14 protein-coding genes are annotated in these 14942 nt (G+C 68.9%); 8 read left to right on the top strand and 6 right to left on the bottom strand.

What is annotated here, in order from left to right:
* Nucleotides 1-377: 377 nt before the first annotated feature.
* Complete coding sequence (locus tag PV646_RS05915; protein WP_500340451.1) at nt 378-995, bottom strand: ComF family protein; 618 nt, start codon at nt 993-995, stop codon at nt 378-380.
* A 990-nt stretch (nt 996-1985) separates the two neighbouring features.
* Here PV646_RS05915 and hpf point away from each other — a divergent pair.
* Nucleotides 1986-2651 (top strand): ribosome hibernation-promoting factor, HPF/YfiA family, encoded by a 666-nt coding sequence (hpf, locus tag PV646_RS05910; RefSeq protein WP_500340450.1) that lies wholly within the window; start codon nt 1986-1988, stop codon nt 2649-2651.
* A 364-nt stretch (nt 2652-3015) separates the two neighbouring features.
* The gene (gene secA / locus PV646_RS05905) at nt 3016-5964 is read left to right on the top strand and encodes a preprotein translocase subunit SecA (protein WP_500340449.1); all 2949 of its coding nucleotides are present in this window, start codon (nt 3016-3018) and stop codon (nt 5962-5964) included.
* A gap of 472 nt (nt 5965-6436) precedes the next feature.
* Here secA and PV646_RS05900 read toward each other — a convergent pair whose 3' ends face one another.
* The gene (locus tag PV646_RS05900) at nt 6437-6847 is read right to left on the bottom strand and encodes an Rv3235 family protein (protein WP_500340448.1); all 411 of its coding nucleotides are present in this window, start codon (nt 6845-6847) and stop codon (nt 6437-6439) included.
* 68 nt (nt 6848-6915) lie between these two features.
* On the opposite strand from PV646_RS05900, the gene PV646_RS05895 reads away from it, so the two are divergent.
* Together PV646_RS05895 and PV646_RS05890 are read left to right on the top strand one after the other, a co-directional pair.
* Nucleotides 6916-7326, top strand: a complete 411-nt coding sequence (locus PV646_RS05895) for an HAD-IA family hydrolase (RefSeq protein ID WP_500340447.1) — start codon at nt 6916-6918, stop codon at nt 7324-7326.
* An 84-nt stretch (nt 7327-7410) separates the two neighbouring features.
* Complete coding sequence (locus PV646_RS05890; protein ID WP_500340446.1) at nt 7411-7710, top strand: hypothetical protein; 300 nt, start codon at nt 7411-7413, stop codon at nt 7708-7710.
* A 51-nt stretch (nt 7711-7761) separates the two neighbouring features.
* On the opposite strand, the gene PV646_RS05885 is transcribed toward PV646_RS05890, so the two are convergent.
* Complete coding sequence (locus tag PV646_RS05885) at nt 7762-8508, bottom strand: TrmH family RNA methyltransferase (protein WP_500340445.1); 747 nt, start codon at nt 8506-8508, stop codon at nt 7762-7764.
* 105 nt (nt 8509-8613) lie between these two features.
* Between PV646_RS05885 and PV646_RS05880 the strand changes: the two genes are divergently transcribed.
* The 3 genes from PV646_RS05880 to PV646_RS05870 all read left to right on the top strand — a co-directional run bounded on the left by PV646_RS05880 (nt 8614) and on the right by PV646_RS05870 (nt 11330).
* Nucleotides 8614-9279, top strand: coding sequence for a phosphotransferase (locus PV646_RS05880; RefSeq protein WP_500340443.1), 666 nt, complete (start codon nt 8614-8616; stop codon nt 9277-9279).
* Between the two features lie 171 nt (nt 9280-9450).
* A complete protein-coding gene (locus tag PV646_RS05875; RefSeq protein ID WP_500340442.1) occupies nt 9451-10842 on the top strand; it encodes a WS/DGAT/MGAT family O-acyltransferase in 1392 nt (463 codons plus the stop codon).
* On the top strand, nt 10839-11330 hold the full coding sequence (locus PV646_RS05870) for a DUF6912 family protein (protein ID WP_500340441.1): 492 nt from the start codon (nt 10839-10841) through the stop codon (nt 11328-11330). Before PV646_RS05875 ends, PV646_RS05870 begins: the two co-directional genes overlap by 4 nt.
* On the opposite strand, the gene PV646_RS05865 is transcribed toward PV646_RS05870, so the two are convergent.
* Nucleotides 11327-12154, bottom strand: a complete 828-nt coding sequence (locus PV646_RS05865) for a GNAT family N-acetyltransferase (RefSeq protein ID WP_500340440.1) — start codon at nt 12152-12154, stop codon at nt 11327-11329. The two genes, PV646_RS05870 and PV646_RS05865, sit on opposite strands and share 4 nt — an antisense overlap.
* Nucleotides 12154-12540 carry a VOC family protein gene (locus PV646_RS05860; protein ID WP_189154265.1) on the bottom strand — a complete coding sequence of 129 codons (387 nt, stop codon included), beginning with the start codon at nt 12538-12540 and terminating at the stop codon, nt 12154-12156. Before PV646_RS05860 ends, PV646_RS05865 begins: the two co-directional genes overlap by 1 nt.
* Before the next feature lie 36 nt (nt 12541-12576).
* Between PV646_RS05860 and pruA the strand changes: the two genes are divergently transcribed.
* Nucleotides 12577-14205, top strand: a complete 1629-nt coding sequence (gene pruA, locus PV646_RS05855) for an L-glutamate gamma-semialdehyde dehydrogenase (protein ID WP_500340439.1) — start codon at nt 12577-12579, stop codon at nt 14203-14205.
* Here the strand turns inward: pruA and PV646_RS05850 are convergent.
* Complete coding sequence (locus PV646_RS05850) at nt 14202-14930, bottom strand: NAD-dependent epimerase/dehydratase family protein (protein WP_500340438.1); 729 nt, start codon at nt 14928-14930, stop codon at nt 14202-14204. The genes pruA and PV646_RS05850 overlap by 4 nt on opposite strands.
* Between the last annotated feature and the right edge of the window lie 12 nt (nt 14931-14942).

Genomic DNA, 14942 nt, shown 5'->3' with positions numbered 1-14942 from the left:
CCGGGGCAGACGCGAGCCGGGCAGACGCGAGCCGGGCAGACGCGAGCCGGGCAGACGCGAGCCGGGCAGACGCGAGCCGGGCAGACGCGAGCCGGGCAGACGCGAGCCGGGCAGACGTGGGTTGGACGGACGTGAGTTCGGGTGTGGCCGCCCATCCGGCTGGGGGGCTGCACGGTTGCGTCCGGCCTGACGCCGAGCACGTGGGTTTCGGGACAACGGGGTCGGTCCGCACCTTCTGGGGCGACGTGATCGCGTCGAGCGCTGGTAAACGCCCGTCGACACGAGTTCCCGCCCGCGCCTGCCGAGCCGCACCCGCACCGAGCACGGACCTCCCCCCGTACCGCCGCCGCTGAGGCGCCCCGAACCCGCGCGTCCGCTCACTGCCCCGGCCGGTGCGGCCGGGCCGACGTCAGCACCAGCACCGCGTTCGTCCGCACCCCGGCCTGCCGCAGAGCACGCACGCAGGCCGACGCCGTGGCCCCGGTGGTGACCACGTCGTCCAGCAGCACGGTGGTCCCCGGCGGCGACGGACCACGGACCAGCACCCGCCCCTCCAGGTTCCGCCTCCGCGCCCCGGCGCCCAGGCCCACCGAATCGGCCACGCCGGGCGCGAGGCCGAGCACGGGCGCGACGGTGGCGATGTCCGCCTCCCGCGCGATCCGCAGCATGTGATCACCGCCGCGGTCCCGAGCGGCACTGCGGCGTGACGGTGCGGGGACGAGCGTCCAAGGTGGAGGGCCGACCGTCACCAGCGCTGCCGCGACCAGTGCGCCGAACCAGGCTGCGAGGGCTCGTGCGCCGCGTTCCTTGAAGCCGAGCACCAACTCCCTCGCGGCGCCGTGATAGGCGGCCAGCGTCCACACAGGCGGCCCCACACCGGGGACCTGGAGTCGGGTGGGCGGGCCGAACGCGTCGAGGCACCGGGCGCAGCACTCGGTGCCGGAGCGGCCGCAGCCCGAGCAGACGGCCGGCACGAGCAGGTCGAAAGGTGTCATGGGAACAGGATGGCGGCGAGGTCCGACAGAAAATTCGGGCCGGATCCGGCAACGGGTCCGGAAGGGGCCCGGCGGGGTCTTTCGGCACCGCCCACAAGGGTGAAGTTCAGGTGACGTTGTCGATCTCCGGGGCGTCCTCGCGCGGCGGAAATGCCCTGCCCGGCACGAGTTCTGTGACGGTCTTCCAAGATCCTGTAACTCGTTTCGACCCGTTTGTCCCAACGTCTGTTGAGCGGACGTTTCAGAACTGAGGCGTCCGCATGCGGGGCCGTCGATCAACGGTCCCGGACGCCTGACGATCACCCCCTGGGGTGGCCCGCCCGAGTGCCCACTGCACACCCGAGAAGTTAACGACTATTCACGTATGGAGCTGACCAGCGGTTATTCATTGAATAGGCACTACGTCCCGCAGTGTCGGTGATCGACTGCCTTGTCCGGCAATGGGCTAAATCCGCCGTTCAGCCGGGCGTGACAGGGCTGTGATCGGGCATCCGCGCCGCTCGGTCCGGCGGGAAGAAGTGCGCCGGGCGTCCACCGAGTGGTTCGGAATCGATCTCTTCCCGGTTTCGGGAACATGACGCGCGGGTCGCCCGTTGGCTGGGTATGAGGCCGCGACTGGACCCGTTCGACGCAGCGAGGCTGCCGTCGAGTGCAGGTGCGGGCGTGCGCCGTTCGGGTGAGCGAAGCGTTGCCGCGTTTGGTTCGGCGCACGCTCGGGAAACGACTGACAACGCGGAGTCGTCGCGCTGCGTAGTCACCGAAAAATCTCGTCGTTCCCCCGGCAAGGGGGCTTACGCGACGGTGAATCCCAAGCTAACGTGCACCGCTATCAGCGTTCCCGGCCCGCGGGGAGGAGGCGAACAGCCCATGATCCTGGCGCCGTGAGAGCTGAGGGAGACGACCCTCTGCGACACATCTGCGATCCAAGATCGCCACGGCGTTTTAAATGCAGTCCAGCCATAGCTCGCAGCAAAGCGAGGGAGGTCGTGTATGGACATCGTCGTTAAGGGCCGCAACGTCGAGGTGCCCGATCACTACAGGGTTCACGTCGCCGAAAAGCTGGCCCGGCTTGAGCGCTACGACCGCAAGGTCATCCGCTTCGACGTGGAACTTTTCCACGAGCCGAACCGCCGCCAGTCGAAGAACTGCCAGCGGGTCGAAATCACCGGCAAGGGACGTGGACCTGTGGTCCGTTCCGAAGCCTGCGCGGGTGACTTCTACGCCGCGCTAGATGCTGCGGTCGCGAAGCTCGAGAACCGTCTGCGTCGGTCACACGACCGCAGGCGCGTCCACCACGGGGCGCGGGCCCCGATCTCGGTGGCCGAAGCGACAAGCGGACTGGTTGCCCCGTCCGCAGGCGAAAGCATGACGTCGCGCCGCGCCAAGACCGCGGTGCTCGACGCACCCGAGGCCGACTACGAGGGCATGGCGGAAGTGCCCACGCAGCGTTGGGACGACGGCCTCGAAGACAAGTTGCCCGGACGCGTCGTACGCGAGAAGGAGCACGCCGCCAAACCGATGACCGTCGACCAGGCCCTCTACGAGATGGAACTGGTCGGACACGACTTCTACCTCTTCGCCGACACCGAGTGCGGACGCCCGAGTGTCGTCTACCGCCGGAAGGGATTCGACTACGGCGTGATCAGGCTCGCCTGACCCCGCTCGACCCTCGTTCCTTCGACCGCCGCCGCCCCGCACCCCTCGTGTGCGGGGCGGCGGCGCGCGTCTACCCCCGGTCGGCCCCAATCTGACGCCGTCGCGTTCACCGTGAAGGTGAAATCGGCCGGACCAGGAACCTTTGCGCGGCCCTCCTGCGTTCTCCACATCAGTAGCCGAGGTGGGGGCAACGGCGACAGGTGGTCTGGGAAGATCGCAGAAACCGCACCTGACCTGCGCATACCAGGTCGGGCGTGCCAATCCGCCTGTGTCCGTGCACACATCTTGGCGACTTGCCTACGATGGGCAGGGGAAAGGCGTCCGACGTGGGCGCGCCGCGATACAGGTGATGAGGTCTATCCAGATGGTGCTGTCCCGACTGCTCCGCTCCGGCGAGGGCAAGATGCTCAAGCGCCTCCGCAACATCGCACAGCACATCAACCACCTGGAAGACGAGGTGGTGGACCTCTCCGACGCCGAGTTGCGGGGCAAGACCGAGGAGTTCAAGAAGCGCCACGCCGAGGGCGAGTCGCTGGACGAGCTGCTGCCGGAGGCGTTCGCCGTGGCCCGTGAGGCCGCGAAGCGCACCCTCGGCCAGCGCCCCTACGACGTTCAGCTCATGGGCGGAGCGGCACTTCACCTCGGTCAGATCTCCGAGATGCGCACCGGTGAGGGCAAGACGCTGACCTCGGTCATGCCCGTCTACCTCAACGCCATCGCCGGCAAGGGCGTCCACGTCATCACCACGAACGACTACCTGGCCAAGCGCGACGCGGACTGGATGGGCCGTGTCCACCGCTTCCTCGGCCTCACCGTCGGCGCGATCCTCTCCGAGATGACGCCCGAGCAGCGTCGCGTCTCGTACAACTCGGACGTCACCTACGGCACGAACAACGAGTTCGGCTTCGACTACCTGCGCGACAACATGGCGTGGAGCCTGGACGAGTGCGTGCAGCGCGGCCACTACTTCGCGATCGTCGACGAGGTCGACTCGATCCTCATCGACGAGGCCCGCACGCCGCTGATCATCTCCGGCCCGGCAGAGCAGTCGGCTCGCTGGTACACGGAGTTCGCGCGCCTGGTCCCGCGGATGCGCGGCATCGACGTCACCCAGCTCTCCCAGAAGGACCGCATCGAGGTCATCGAGGAGAAGTCGAAGTCGTACCACTACCAGTACGACGAGAAGAAGCGCACGGTCGCCGTCACCGAGCTCGGTGTCGAGTACATCGAGGACCAGCTCGGCATCGACAACCTGTACGAAGCGGCCAACACGCCGTTGGTGGGCTACCTGAACAACGCCCTCAAGGCGAAGGAGCTCTACAACCGCGACAAGGACTACATCCTCCGCAACGGTGAAGTCATGATCGTCGACGAGTTCACGGGTCGTGTGCTCTCCGGTCGCCGGTACAACGAGGGCATGCACCAGGCCATCGAGGCCAAGGAGAACGTCGAGATCAAGGCGGAGAACCAGACCCTCGCCACGATCACGCTGCAGAACTACTTCCGCCTGTACGAGAAGCTCGGCGGCATGACCGGTACCGCCGAGACCGAGGCGGCCGAGTTCCACCAGACCTACAAGCTGGGTGTCGTCTCGATCCCGACGAACCGCCCGCCGCAGCGCAAGGACCAGCCGGACCTCGTCTACAAGAGCGAGGAGGCGAAGTTCGACGCGGTCGCCGACGACATCGCCGAGAAGCACGAGAACGGCCAGCCGGTCCTGATCGGCACGACGAGCGTCGAGCGCTCCGAGTACCTCTCGAAGCTGCTGGTGCGCAGGGGAATCCCGCACGAGGTGCTGAACGCGAAGCACCACGACCGCGAGGCGCTGATCATCGCGAAGGCGGGCCGCAAGGGCGCCGTCACCGTCGCGACGAACATGGCCGGCCGCGGTACGGACATCGTGCTGGGCGGCAACCCGGACATCATCGCCGACCACGAGCTGCGTGACCGCGGCCTCGACCCGGTGACGACGCCGGAGGAGTACGAGAACGAGTGGGCGAAGGTCGTCGAGGAACTGACGACCCAGGGCAAGGCCGAGGCCGACGAGGTCCGCGAGGCCGGTGGCCTCTACGTGCTCGGCACCGAGCGCCACGAGTCGCGCCGCATCGACAACCAGCTCCGCGGCCGCACCGGCCGTCAGGGCGACCCCGGTGAGTCGCGCTTCTACCTGTCCCTGCAGGACGAACTGATGCGCCGCTTCAACGCGTCCATGGTCGAGATGGTCATGACGCGCCTGAACGTGCCGGACGACGTGCCGATCGAGCACAAGATGGTCACCCGCGCGATCCGCAGCGCGCAGACCCAGGTCGAGCAGCAGAACTTCGAGATCCGCAAGAACGTCCTCAAGTACGACGAGGTCATGAACCGCCAGCGCACGGTCATCTACGCCGAGCGCCACCGCGTGCTCGCCGGCGAAGACCTCCGCGAGCAGGTCGAGCACATGATCGAGAGCGTCGTCGAGGAGTACGTCAACGGCGCCACCGCCGACGGCTACGCCGAGGACTGGGACTTCGAGAAGCTCTGGACCGCCCTCAAGACGCTCTACCCGGTCTCGCAGGACCCGAAGGAGATCCTCGAGTCCGATGAGGACGTCACGCGCGAGTACCTGCGCGACCTCCTCGTGAAGGACGCGATGGACGCCTACCGCGCCCGCGAGGCCGACATCGACAGCCGAGTCGGCGAAGGCGCGATCCGCGAACTGGAGCGCCGCGTCCTGCTGTCCGTCCTGGACCGCAAGTGGCGCGAGCACCTCTACGAGATGGACTACTTGAAGGAGGGCATCGGCCTGCGCGCGATGGCGCAGCGCGACCCCCTCATCGAGTACCAGCGCGAGGGCTTCGAGATGTTCAACGCGATGCTCGACGCGTTGCGCGAGGAGACCGTCGGCTTCCTCTTCAACCTCCAGGTCGAAGCAGCGGAGCCGGAGCCCGCCCAGCCCGAGGTCCCGGTGACCCTGGGCGCGGCCCCGCAGGCCCTCCCGCAGGTCTCGGGCAACGGCGGAGGCACCGGCGCACGGGCACGCGCCCGCGCGGCGGCAGCCGCGCAGGCCGAGGCCCAGCGCCAGCCCGAGGCTCCCTCCGGCCCGGCCATGGCCCAGCTGGCCAGCGGCAACGCCATCCCGCCCGCCCTGCGCGGCAAGGGCCTCGGCGGTCCGGGCCAGCAGAACCTGAGCTACAGCGGCCCGGCCGAGGACGGCGGCGTCGAGGAGCACGGCGAGCCGGACGGCGCGGCAGGCCAGCAGGGCGGCACCCGCAAGGAGCGCCGTGAGGCGGCCCGCCAGGCGGCGAAGAACAACCGCAACAAGAACCGCTAGTCCTTCACCGCACCACCACCGCGTGGGCCGCGTTCCTTCGGGAGCGCGGCCCACGCGGCGTTGGGGAGCCAGGAGACACCGAGAGCGCGGGTTCGCAGGGATCGGCGGGAGTGGAGAAGGTTGTGGGCCAGGTCAGGTCAGCCAACGGCAATGGCGAAGCCGAGGCGTGCCTACCTGGGTGCGCCGGGTAGCGGTGGTGACGTGACCAGCCCGGCGATTGGGGCTTGACCTTGAGGGGCTGGATGCAATCGTTGAAGGGATCGGATGGGCTCCTGGACCCATCTTTCAAGTCCGATCTGGCATCCAGCTAGAGGCTCGAGGTCAAGCCCCAATCGCTATCGTCGCGCAGCGGCGATGACCGGCACCGGCTCGTCTGGACCTGCGCAACCACCCCAGCAAGGTGACGCGACCTAAGCGGCCCACCCACTCCGCTGGAACGCGACAGACCAACGCAAGCCGACCCGCACAACCCTCACCGCACCACCGTGAACGACGTGAACCACCACCTCCCACCTCGATGCTCAGCCCGAGCAGCCACAGCCAGAACCCGCCCAGACCGCCGAACGGTCACCGAGATCTCGGCGACGAACCGAGCCGGATGACAAACCCGGGGCGCCCGGACCATCCGGGTGCTCGAAGCCCGGACCATCCCGGACAACCGGGCAGCCAGACCGGGCACCGCGACCTCCCGCAACAACCGGACGGCACGCCGCCCGTCCAGCACCTCCAGCACCACCCCGACGAGCCGAGCGGCATCCAGGGCAGGCGAGGGCGGCTCCGGCACCGGAACCCAGACAGGCCGGGACCGGGGCAGGGGAATCACGAAACCCGAGGAACCCACGGGCGGCTCGTAGGCGGGCAGGCGGCGAACAACTGGGGGCATGCTTGAGCAGGCGCGCCAGCGGGTGGATCAGGACGTCGAACACCCGAAAGTGGCGTTACGGTCCCACCATGCTGAAAGCCCTGGTGCTCGACTACGGCGGTGTGCTGACCGATCCCGGCGAGGACAACCCCGCCGAGCCGCCGTTGCTCACCGTGCTGCGCAAGGCGAAGCGGCACGGTCTCAAGACGGCGCTGCTGTCCAATGCGGACGGGTGGTGGCAGCCGCCGGCCGTGCTCACCGCACTCCTGGACGTCACGATCGTCTCCGGTGAGGTCGGGCTCGCCAAGCCGGACGTCGACATCTACCTGCTGACGGCCACCGAGCTGGGTCTCGAACCGGCGGAGTGCGTGTTCGTCGACGACCTCGCGGTCAACGTCCGGGGTGCCGCCGAGGCGGGGATGGTCGGTGTCCACCATCGGTCGACACGGTCCACCCTCGAGGAGTTGGAAATCCTGCTAGCGATCGCGCTCCGCGATTGAGGGTTCACCCCGGAGCGTCATTGCCCCTTTTTCGGCCACGTACTAGCGTCTTTTTGGTCAGTAGCCGATTGCATAGGGGAGAAAATGCGAAGAATTGTCGCTTGTGTTGCGGTCGCCATTGCAGCCACGGCAATTGCATCACCCGCGCAGGCTCAGGAACGCGGTTGTTTCGAGGACTACCTGCGGGACGGGCGGACCGTCGAGGTCTTCTGCGACGAGGGGCGTCCCGGGCGGTTCCGGGCCGTCGCGCACTGCACGAACGGGCTCGGGGTCTGGGACTCCTACGGGACGATCGGCCGGGTCAGGGGCGAGGCGTCGGTGGCCGCCTGCTCGTCGCTGCTCGGGTACCCGCGGGTCAACGGGTACCACGTCGACTGGATCTGATCACTCGCCGGACCTGATCGCCGGCTGGATCTGATCACCGGCTGGATCTGATCACTGGGCCCGGCGCACCAGTTCGAAGCAGAGCACGGCTGCCGCTGATGCCACGTTGAGGGATTCCACGCCTGCCGCCATCGGAATCGACAGCCGTGACGTGACGTGTGGACGCACGTCGTCGGTGATTCCGGAAGTTTCGCTGCCCAGCACGAATGCCACGCGCGACGGGAATGTGGCGGAATAAATCGTGTCGGTGGCGTGGGAATCGAGCGCGAACAGCGAATAGCCGGACGCGCGCAACAAAGCCGAGGCCTCCGCCGAGGTGCCGCAGCGCAACACGGGCGCGCGGAAAGCCACTCCGGCGGAGGCCTTCACCACGAGCGGGTCGATCGAGGCGACGCCCCGGCGGGGGACGACGATGCCGTCGATGCCCGCGGCGGTCGCGGTGCGCAGGATCATGCCCACGTTCGCGGGCGTCGTGATGCCGTCCAGCACCAGGACGGAGTTCAGCCCGCCCTCTTCCAGGGCCAGCGCCAGCGGCTTCATGCGGGGCGCCACCACGTCGGCGAGCACGCCCTGGTCCTGCTTTCCGTTGCCGGCCAGCACCTTCACGCGTTGCGCGGTCGCCCTCTGCACCTGGACGCCACGGCTACGGGCGGCGTCGAGGATCTCGTGCGCGGCCGCGCCTCGAGCCGTGTCGGCGAGCACCACCTTGTCGACCGTGAGCGTCTGGTCGTCCAGCGCTTCCAGCACTGGCTTGCGGCCGTAGACGGTGACGAAGCGGTCCTTGGGCGAGATCTCCACCGGAAGAGAGTGCCAGAGGGAGGCACGCGGGGCTCAAACGGGTGAAGAGCTGCACTAGAGCCGTTCGGCCCTTGTGTTTCGGATCATATCGATGATGATCGTCACATGACGGCAGGTATGCGCAGCGTCGCGCAACGTCAACATCTCGCGAGCGGGCAGGACTCGGATGTGTTCATCCGGTCCGACGGCCTGCTCGTCAAACGCACGCGCACCGGCCGTGACCTGCGGCGCGAGGCTGAGATGATGTTGTACCTGAGCGGCCACGGCATCCCCGTCCCGCGCGTGTACGAGGCCACCGAGGACGAGCTCGTCATGCAGTACGTGCCCGGCCCGCGGATGTCCGAGGAGATCGGCCGCAAGCCGTGGCTCGCGGGCAGCCTCGGCGAGGAGCTCGCGGACCTGCACCACCGCCTCGACCTCATCCCGGCGCCCGGCTTCCTGTCCGGCGAGGGAAACCTGCTGCACCTCGACCTGCACCCCGGCAACGTCGTGCTCGGCCCGGAAGGGCCAGTGGTCCTCGACTGGGCGAGCGCGGGCAAAGGCGACCGCAGGCTCGACGTCGCGCTCAGTTGGGTGTCGCTCGCCGTCGCGCACCTCGCGCCGGTCATGAAGCTCACGCGCTGGCGGTTCCTGAGGTCGTTCATGGCCAACGTGGACCCCGAGGCGAAGAACGCGATCCCCGAGGCCGCGCGCATCAGGCTCGCCAGGCACGACCGCGATCCGCGCGAACGCGCCGCACTTCAGAAGCTGATGGACCGCGAACGCCACTAGTGGTGTGGCTCAGAACGTTGCCGGTGTATTCGTGGTCAGACGGGTGTCTCGTGGTGCCGCGCCCACGTTCTCGTACTGGTTGTACGGGGGTGTGGGGGCGGTGCCGCGAGGCGCCCCGCTGAGCGCGGATTCGCCGCCAATGTTCTGAGTCGCACCACTAGGCTGGGGTGCATGCCGGACCGACTGTCAGCGCTGGACGCCTCGTTCCTGTACCTGGAGGACTCCACGACGCCGATGCACGTCGGCGGCGTGGCGGTGTTCCGACGGCCCAAGGCCGGCTTCGACTACGACAAGCTCGTCGACCTCATCGAGCAACGCCTCAGCCTCGTGCCGCGCTACCGGCAGAAGGTCGTGCACGTCCCCGGACGCATCGCACGGCCCGTGTGGGTCGACGACCCGGACTTCGACGTCACGTACCACGTGCGCCGGTCCGCGCTCCCCAAGCCGGGCAACGAGACGCAGCTGCACGACCTCATCGCGCGCCTGATGTCGCGCCCGCTCGACCACTCCCGCCCGCTGTGGGAGATCTACCTGGTCGAGGGCCTCGAGGAGAACCGGACCGCGGTCATCACCAAGACCCACCAGGCCATGATCGACGGCATCGCGTCGCTGGAGATCGGCCAGGTCATGCTGGACGTCTCGCCGACGCCGCGCACGAACGTCGAGAACCTCTGGATGCCGCAGCCGGAGCCCAGCTCGTTGCAGCTCGTGGCCGACGCGGTCACCGACATCGTGCACAGCCCCGGTGAGCTCGTGGAGAACGTCCGCAGCGCCGCCCTCGACACCGTCAACACGGTCGAGAAGGTCTTCAACGCGTTCGGCGTGCTCGCGAGCGCCGTCCGCACCGCCGCGACACCCGCGCCCGGCAGCCCGCTGAACGTCCGCATCACCTCGCCTCAGCGCCGGTTCGCCGTCGCCAGGGCCCAGCTCGACGACCTGCGCGCCATCCGCAAGCAGCACGGCGGCACGGTCAACGACGTGGTGCTCGCGGCGCTGAGCGGGGCCCTGCGCAACTGGCTGCTCAGCCGCGGCGAGAACGTCACCGGCAGCACCACGATCCGCGCGATGGCCCCGTTGTCCGTGCGGGAGGCCGACCCGGACTCGGGCAACAACGTCAGCGCCTACCTGGTCGACCTCCCGGTCGGCGAGCCGAACCCGGTAGTCCGCCTGCACCACGTGAGCCACGCGATGCGCGCGCACCAGGAGTCCGGTCAGTCCGTCGCCGCCGACGCGCTGGTGAAGGTCTCCGGCTTCGCCCCGCCGACGCTGCACGCGCTCGGGGCACGGGCCGCGAGCTCGTTCAGCCGCCGGCTGTTCAACGTCATCGTCACCAACGTTCCGGGCCCGCAGGTGCCGCTGTACGCGGCGGGCGCGAGAATGACCGAGATCTTCCCGGTCGTGCCGCTCGCCAAGAACCAGGCGCTGGCCATCGGGGTGACGTCGTACGACGGCGGTGTGTACTTCGGTTTGAACGGCGACCGCGACGCCATGTCCGATGTGGACGTTCTCGCGACCATGGTCGAGGAGTCGGTGGAGGAACTGATGGGGACGGCGAGCGCATGAGGGTCTACATCCCGGCCACGGTGCCGATGCTGCGCACGTTCGTCGACAGCGGCGAACTGGCTCCGGTGACCGGCACGGCGTTCGCGCTGACGCCGGCGCTGCGGGAGTCCTACGCGGCGGGCGACACGGAGGAACTGGAGTACGCGGCGATGCTCGACGCCGCCCGCGCCTCCCTGCGGCTGCTGGCGGCCGACGAGAAGGCCGAACCGCGGCGTGCGGTGCTCGCGGTGGACATGGACGACGTCACGCTGCGCCCGGACCTCGACTTCTCGGTGGTGAAGGTCGGGGGTTCGTTCACCATCAAGGACGTCGCCGCCGTGCACCTCGACACCGCGGAGGCCGAGCAGGACGTGCGCGCGGCCGCGGACGTCATCGACGCCGCGGACCTCGGCGACCCGGACGCGGAGTTCGCGCTGGGCAGCGCCGAGGACCACGAACTGGCCTGGTACGCGGCGCAGGAGCTGCCGTTCGTACTGGAACTGCTCTAACGACGCTGGTCGAACACCTCGGGCAGCGCGGTGAACCCGGCTGCCCGATAGGTCGCGACCGCACCGACGTTCGACGACGGCGTGCACACGATCGCGCTCGACGAGCCGAGTTCGCGCAACGCGGCCGCGCCGGCGAGCGTGATCGCCTTGCCGAGACCCTTGCCCCGATGGTCGTGGTGCACGCCCATCGGTTCGATCAACCCGGGCTTGCCGGCACCGGCCGACCACACCGTGATCGCCGCCGCGGCGTTGTCCTGGGAGTCGAACGCGACCAGGCAACGGGCGTCGGCGTGCGGTGAGCCGGACGCCATCGCGTGCCAGCGTTCCTCGGTGAACGTGGACTTCTCGAACGACGCCCTGATCACGCTCGCGTGCACGTCGGCCCGATCAGGCCCGATCACCTCGACCCGCACGCCCGGATCAGGCACGGGGGCGGCAAGTTCACGGCGCAACGGCGTCCACGGCACGTCGGACTTCCAGCCGCGTTCGAACATCAACTCCTGGAACCGCGTGCCCCGAGGGGATTCCACGTAGACGGTCCCGGCGGGAAGGACACCGCGTTCGGGATCGCCGATGTCGTCGGCCAGCCGCGTAGCCAGGGCTTCGTCGGCACGGGCGTCCGGCGCGATCGTGAACCGCAGCAGGTCCTCGCCGTCGAGCAGTCCCACGGCGACGATCCGCCCGTCGCGCCGCCACGTCCGGACCGCCGCGGCCGTCGCCTCGGCCCCGAAACGCCAGTACCAGCCCACATCTCCCGGGTGGAGCTGGAACGGCTCGTCGTCGTGCTGCCAGTCGCGCAACGCGCGCACGGCTTCGTCCAGCATCACATTCCCTCCGCGGGCTCCCACAGCTCGATCCGGTTGCCCTCGGGGTCGACACACCACCCGAACAGGCCGAACTCCGAATCCTCGGTGTCGGGCAGCACCTCGACACCGCGCGCCTTCAGCTTGGCCATCAACGACACCAGGTCGTCCACGCGCAGGTTCAGCATGGTGCGCTGGTGGGGTTCGCCGATGTACTCCGTGTCCTGCGCGAACAACGCCATGGTCGTCGTGCCGGGGAACTCGTTCGTCGCCGTGTCGAGCCAGTGGAAGGTGACGGTGCCCTTCTCGCTCATCGGCACGCCCAGGTTGTCGCGGTACCAGGCCGCCAGGCGCACAGGATCCCTTGAACGCAGGAAAACCCCGCCGATGCCAGTCACCCGCGCCACCCGACGGACCCTACTACCGCGTGCCACGATGGGGGAATGGACGCAGTCACGTCTGCACCCGAACCGGTCAACGAGCCCGTGCGGACCTACGCACCCGGTAGCGCCGAACGGGCCAGCCTGCAGGCACGCATCGCCGAGCTCGAAGGCACGTCGCACGAGCTGACGATGACCATCAGCGGTGAGCAGCGCATGGGCGGTGGCGACCGCATCGACGTCGTCCAGCCCCACGACCACAGGCACGTCCTAGGTGTGACGGCGCAGGCCACGAACTCCGACGTCGCGGACGCCATGCGCGCCGCCCAGCACGCCGCACCGGGCTGGCAGGAGCTCCCGTTCGACGAACGCGCCGCCGTGCTGTTGCGGGCCGCCGACCTGCTTGCCGGGCCGTGGCGCGACACGCTCAACGCCGCCACGATCCTCGGCCAGTCGAAGTCCGTGCAGCAGGCCGAGATCGACGCGGCGTGCGAGCTGATCGACTTCCTGCGCTACAACGTCCACTTCGGCCGCCGGATCCTCGAGGAGCAGCCGATCTCGTCGCCGGGTGTGTGGAACCGGATGGACCACCGGCCGCTCGACGGGTTCGTCGTGGCGATCACGCCGTTCAACTTCACCGCCATCGCGGGCAACCTGCCGCTGGCGCCCGCGCTGATGGGCAACACGGTGCTGTGGAAGCCGTCGCCGACGCAGCAGCTGGCCGCGCACTTCACCATGCGGCTGCTGGAGGAGGCGGGCCTGCCGCCGGGCGTGATCAACCTCGTGACCGGTGACGGCCAGGCCCTGGGCCAGGTCGCGTTGCGGGACAGGTTCTTCGCCGGCCTGCACTTCACCGGCTCCACCCGCACGTTCAAGGCGCTGTGGCAGACCATGGCCGCCAACCTCGACCACTACCGCGCCTACCCGCGCGTCGTCGGCGAGACCGGCGGCAAGGACTTCGTGCTGGCACACGCTTCCGCCGACCCCCACGCGCTCGTCACCGGGCTGGTGCGCGGTGCTTTCGAGTACCAGGGCCAGAAGTGTTCGGCGGCGTCACGGTCGTACGTCCCGCGGTCCTTGTGGGAGGGCGGAGTGCGCGACCACCTGCTCGACGTCACGAAGTCGTTGTCCTACGGCGATGTCACGGACCTGTCGGTGTTCGGCGGCGCGGTCATCGACCACCGCGCGTTCACCAAGCACGAGGAAGCGCTGCTGATGGCGTCCGCGTCCACTTCGGTCGAGGTGCTCGCCGGCGGCTCGTGCGACGACTCGGTGGGCTACTTCGTCGAGCCGACGGTGCTGCTGGGCACCGACCCGCGCCACGACATCTTCACGACCGAGTACTTCGGCCCGATCCTCGCCGTGCACGTCTACGAGGACGCGGACTACCCGAAGATCATGGAGACCATCGACACCTCCACGCCGTACGCGCTGACCGGTGCCGTGTTCGCCCGCGACCGGGCGGCCGTCGAGCAGGCACATCGTGCTCTGCGGTTCGCGGCGGGCAACTTCTACGTCAACGACAAGCCGACCGGTGCCGTCGTCGGGCAGCAGCCGTTCGGCGGGTCGCGCGGGTCGGGCACCAACGACAAGGCGGGCTCGATCTACAACCTGCAGAGGTGGACGAGCCCGCGTGCCATCAAGGAGACGCTGGTGCCGCCGACGGATCACCGGTATCCGCACATGGGTTAGTGCTGGGGTTTCCAGCCCGTGGCCTCGGTGAGCTTCGTGCTCACCACTCGCTGCGAACGCCCGAAGACCTCGAACGACGCGGCGAGCCCGCCCAGGAACTTCGGCAGGCGCGTGATTCCCGTGTCCCGCTTGAGCACCGGCGTGCCGACGTTGTAGATCCCGGGTGGCGCGTCGAGCGCGGCGATCGCTGCCGCGGCGGCGTCGGCGGGGTGCACGACCGACATCCAGCCGTCGCCGACCAGCACCGGCGGCGACTGGGCGTCGCCCCCGATCAGCATCCCGATGCGCAGGAACACGCCGCCGGGGTGCTTCAGGACGTTCTGCTGCGCCGTGACCGAGCTCGCGATGTGCCCGACGGGCCGGAGCGGTGCGCTCTCGTCGAGCTCCCGGTCACCGCCGTCGGCGTAGACGAACGAGATGCCCTCCTGCACGACCCGTCCGACCCCGGCCCTGGTCGCGGCCTCCGCCACGGCGGCGCTGCCCTCGGTGCGGAGGCGGTTGTTCTCCGCCCACGCGCTGGCGAGCACGGCCTTGGCGCTGAGCGGGATGCGGGTGGCGAGGTTCAGGACGGCGTCGTAGCCCGTGAACGCGGCCGTGAGCTGGTCCACGTCGAACAGCGAGGTCGTGTGCCGGTCCAGCACCCCGACCTCGTGTCCGGCCGCCCTCAGCTGGGGGACCGCTTCCCGTCCGAGCACACCCGTCGCACCGATCACGAATACCTTCATGACAGAGGGACG

It is taken from the genome of Streptomyces sp. ID05-26A (assembly GCF_033794685.1).
Taxonomy (GTDB): domain Bacteria; phylum Actinomycetota; class Actinomycetes; order Mycobacteriales; family Pseudonocardiaceae; genus Lentzea.
Note: the sequence above shows the minus strand (reverse complement) of the source record. Positions and strands in the feature narration are given on the sequence as shown.

What these genes read in the sequence shown, in the direction of transcription:
- PV646_RS05915 (WP_500340451.1), bottom strand. Translation starts at nt 995, where the DNA reads ATGACACCTTTCGACCTGCTCGTGCCGGCCGTCTGCTCGGGCTGCGGC.
- hpf (WP_500340450.1), top strand. Translation starts at nt 1,986, where the DNA reads ATGGACATCGTCGTTAAGGGCCGCAACGTCGAGGTGCCCGATCACTAC.
- secA (WP_500340449.1), top strand. Translation starts at nt 3,016, where the DNA reads ATGGTGCTGTCCCGACTGCTCCGCTCCGGCGAGGGCAAGATGCTCAAG.
- PV646_RS05900 (WP_500340448.1), bottom strand. Translation starts at nt 6,847, where the DNA reads ATGCCCCCAGTTGTTCGCCGCCTGCCCGCCTACGAGCCGCCCGTGGGT.
- PV646_RS05895 (WP_500340447.1), top strand. Translation starts at nt 6,916, where the DNA reads ATGCTGAAAGCCCTGGTGCTCGACTACGGCGGTGTGCTGACCGATCCC.
- PV646_RS05890 (WP_500340446.1), top strand. Translation starts at nt 7,411, where the DNA reads ATGCGAAGAATTGTCGCTTGTGTTGCGGTCGCCATTGCAGCCACGGCA.
- PV646_RS05880 (WP_500340443.1), top strand. Translation starts at nt 8,614, where the DNA reads ATGACGGCAGGTATGCGCAGCGTCGCGCAACGTCAACATCTCGCGAGC.
- PV646_RS05875 (WP_500340442.1), top strand. Translation starts at nt 9,451, where the DNA reads ATGCCGGACCGACTGTCAGCGCTGGACGCCTCGTTCCTGTACCTGGAG.
- PV646_RS05870 (WP_500340441.1), top strand. Translation starts at nt 10,839, where the DNA reads ATGAGGGTCTACATCCCGGCCACGGTGCCGATGCTGCGCACGTTCGTC.
- PV646_RS05865 (WP_500340440.1), bottom strand. Translation starts at nt 12,154, where the DNA reads ATGCTGGACGAAGCCGTGCGCGCGTTGCGCGACTGGCAGCACGACGAC.
- pruA (WP_500340439.1), top strand. Translation starts at nt 12,577, where the DNA reads ATGGACGCAGTCACGTCTGCACCCGAACCGGTCAACGAGCCCGTGCGG.
- PV646_RS05850 (WP_500340438.1), bottom strand. Translation starts at nt 14,930, where the DNA reads ATGAAGGTATTCGTGATCGGTGCGACGGGTGTGCTCGGACGGGAAGCG.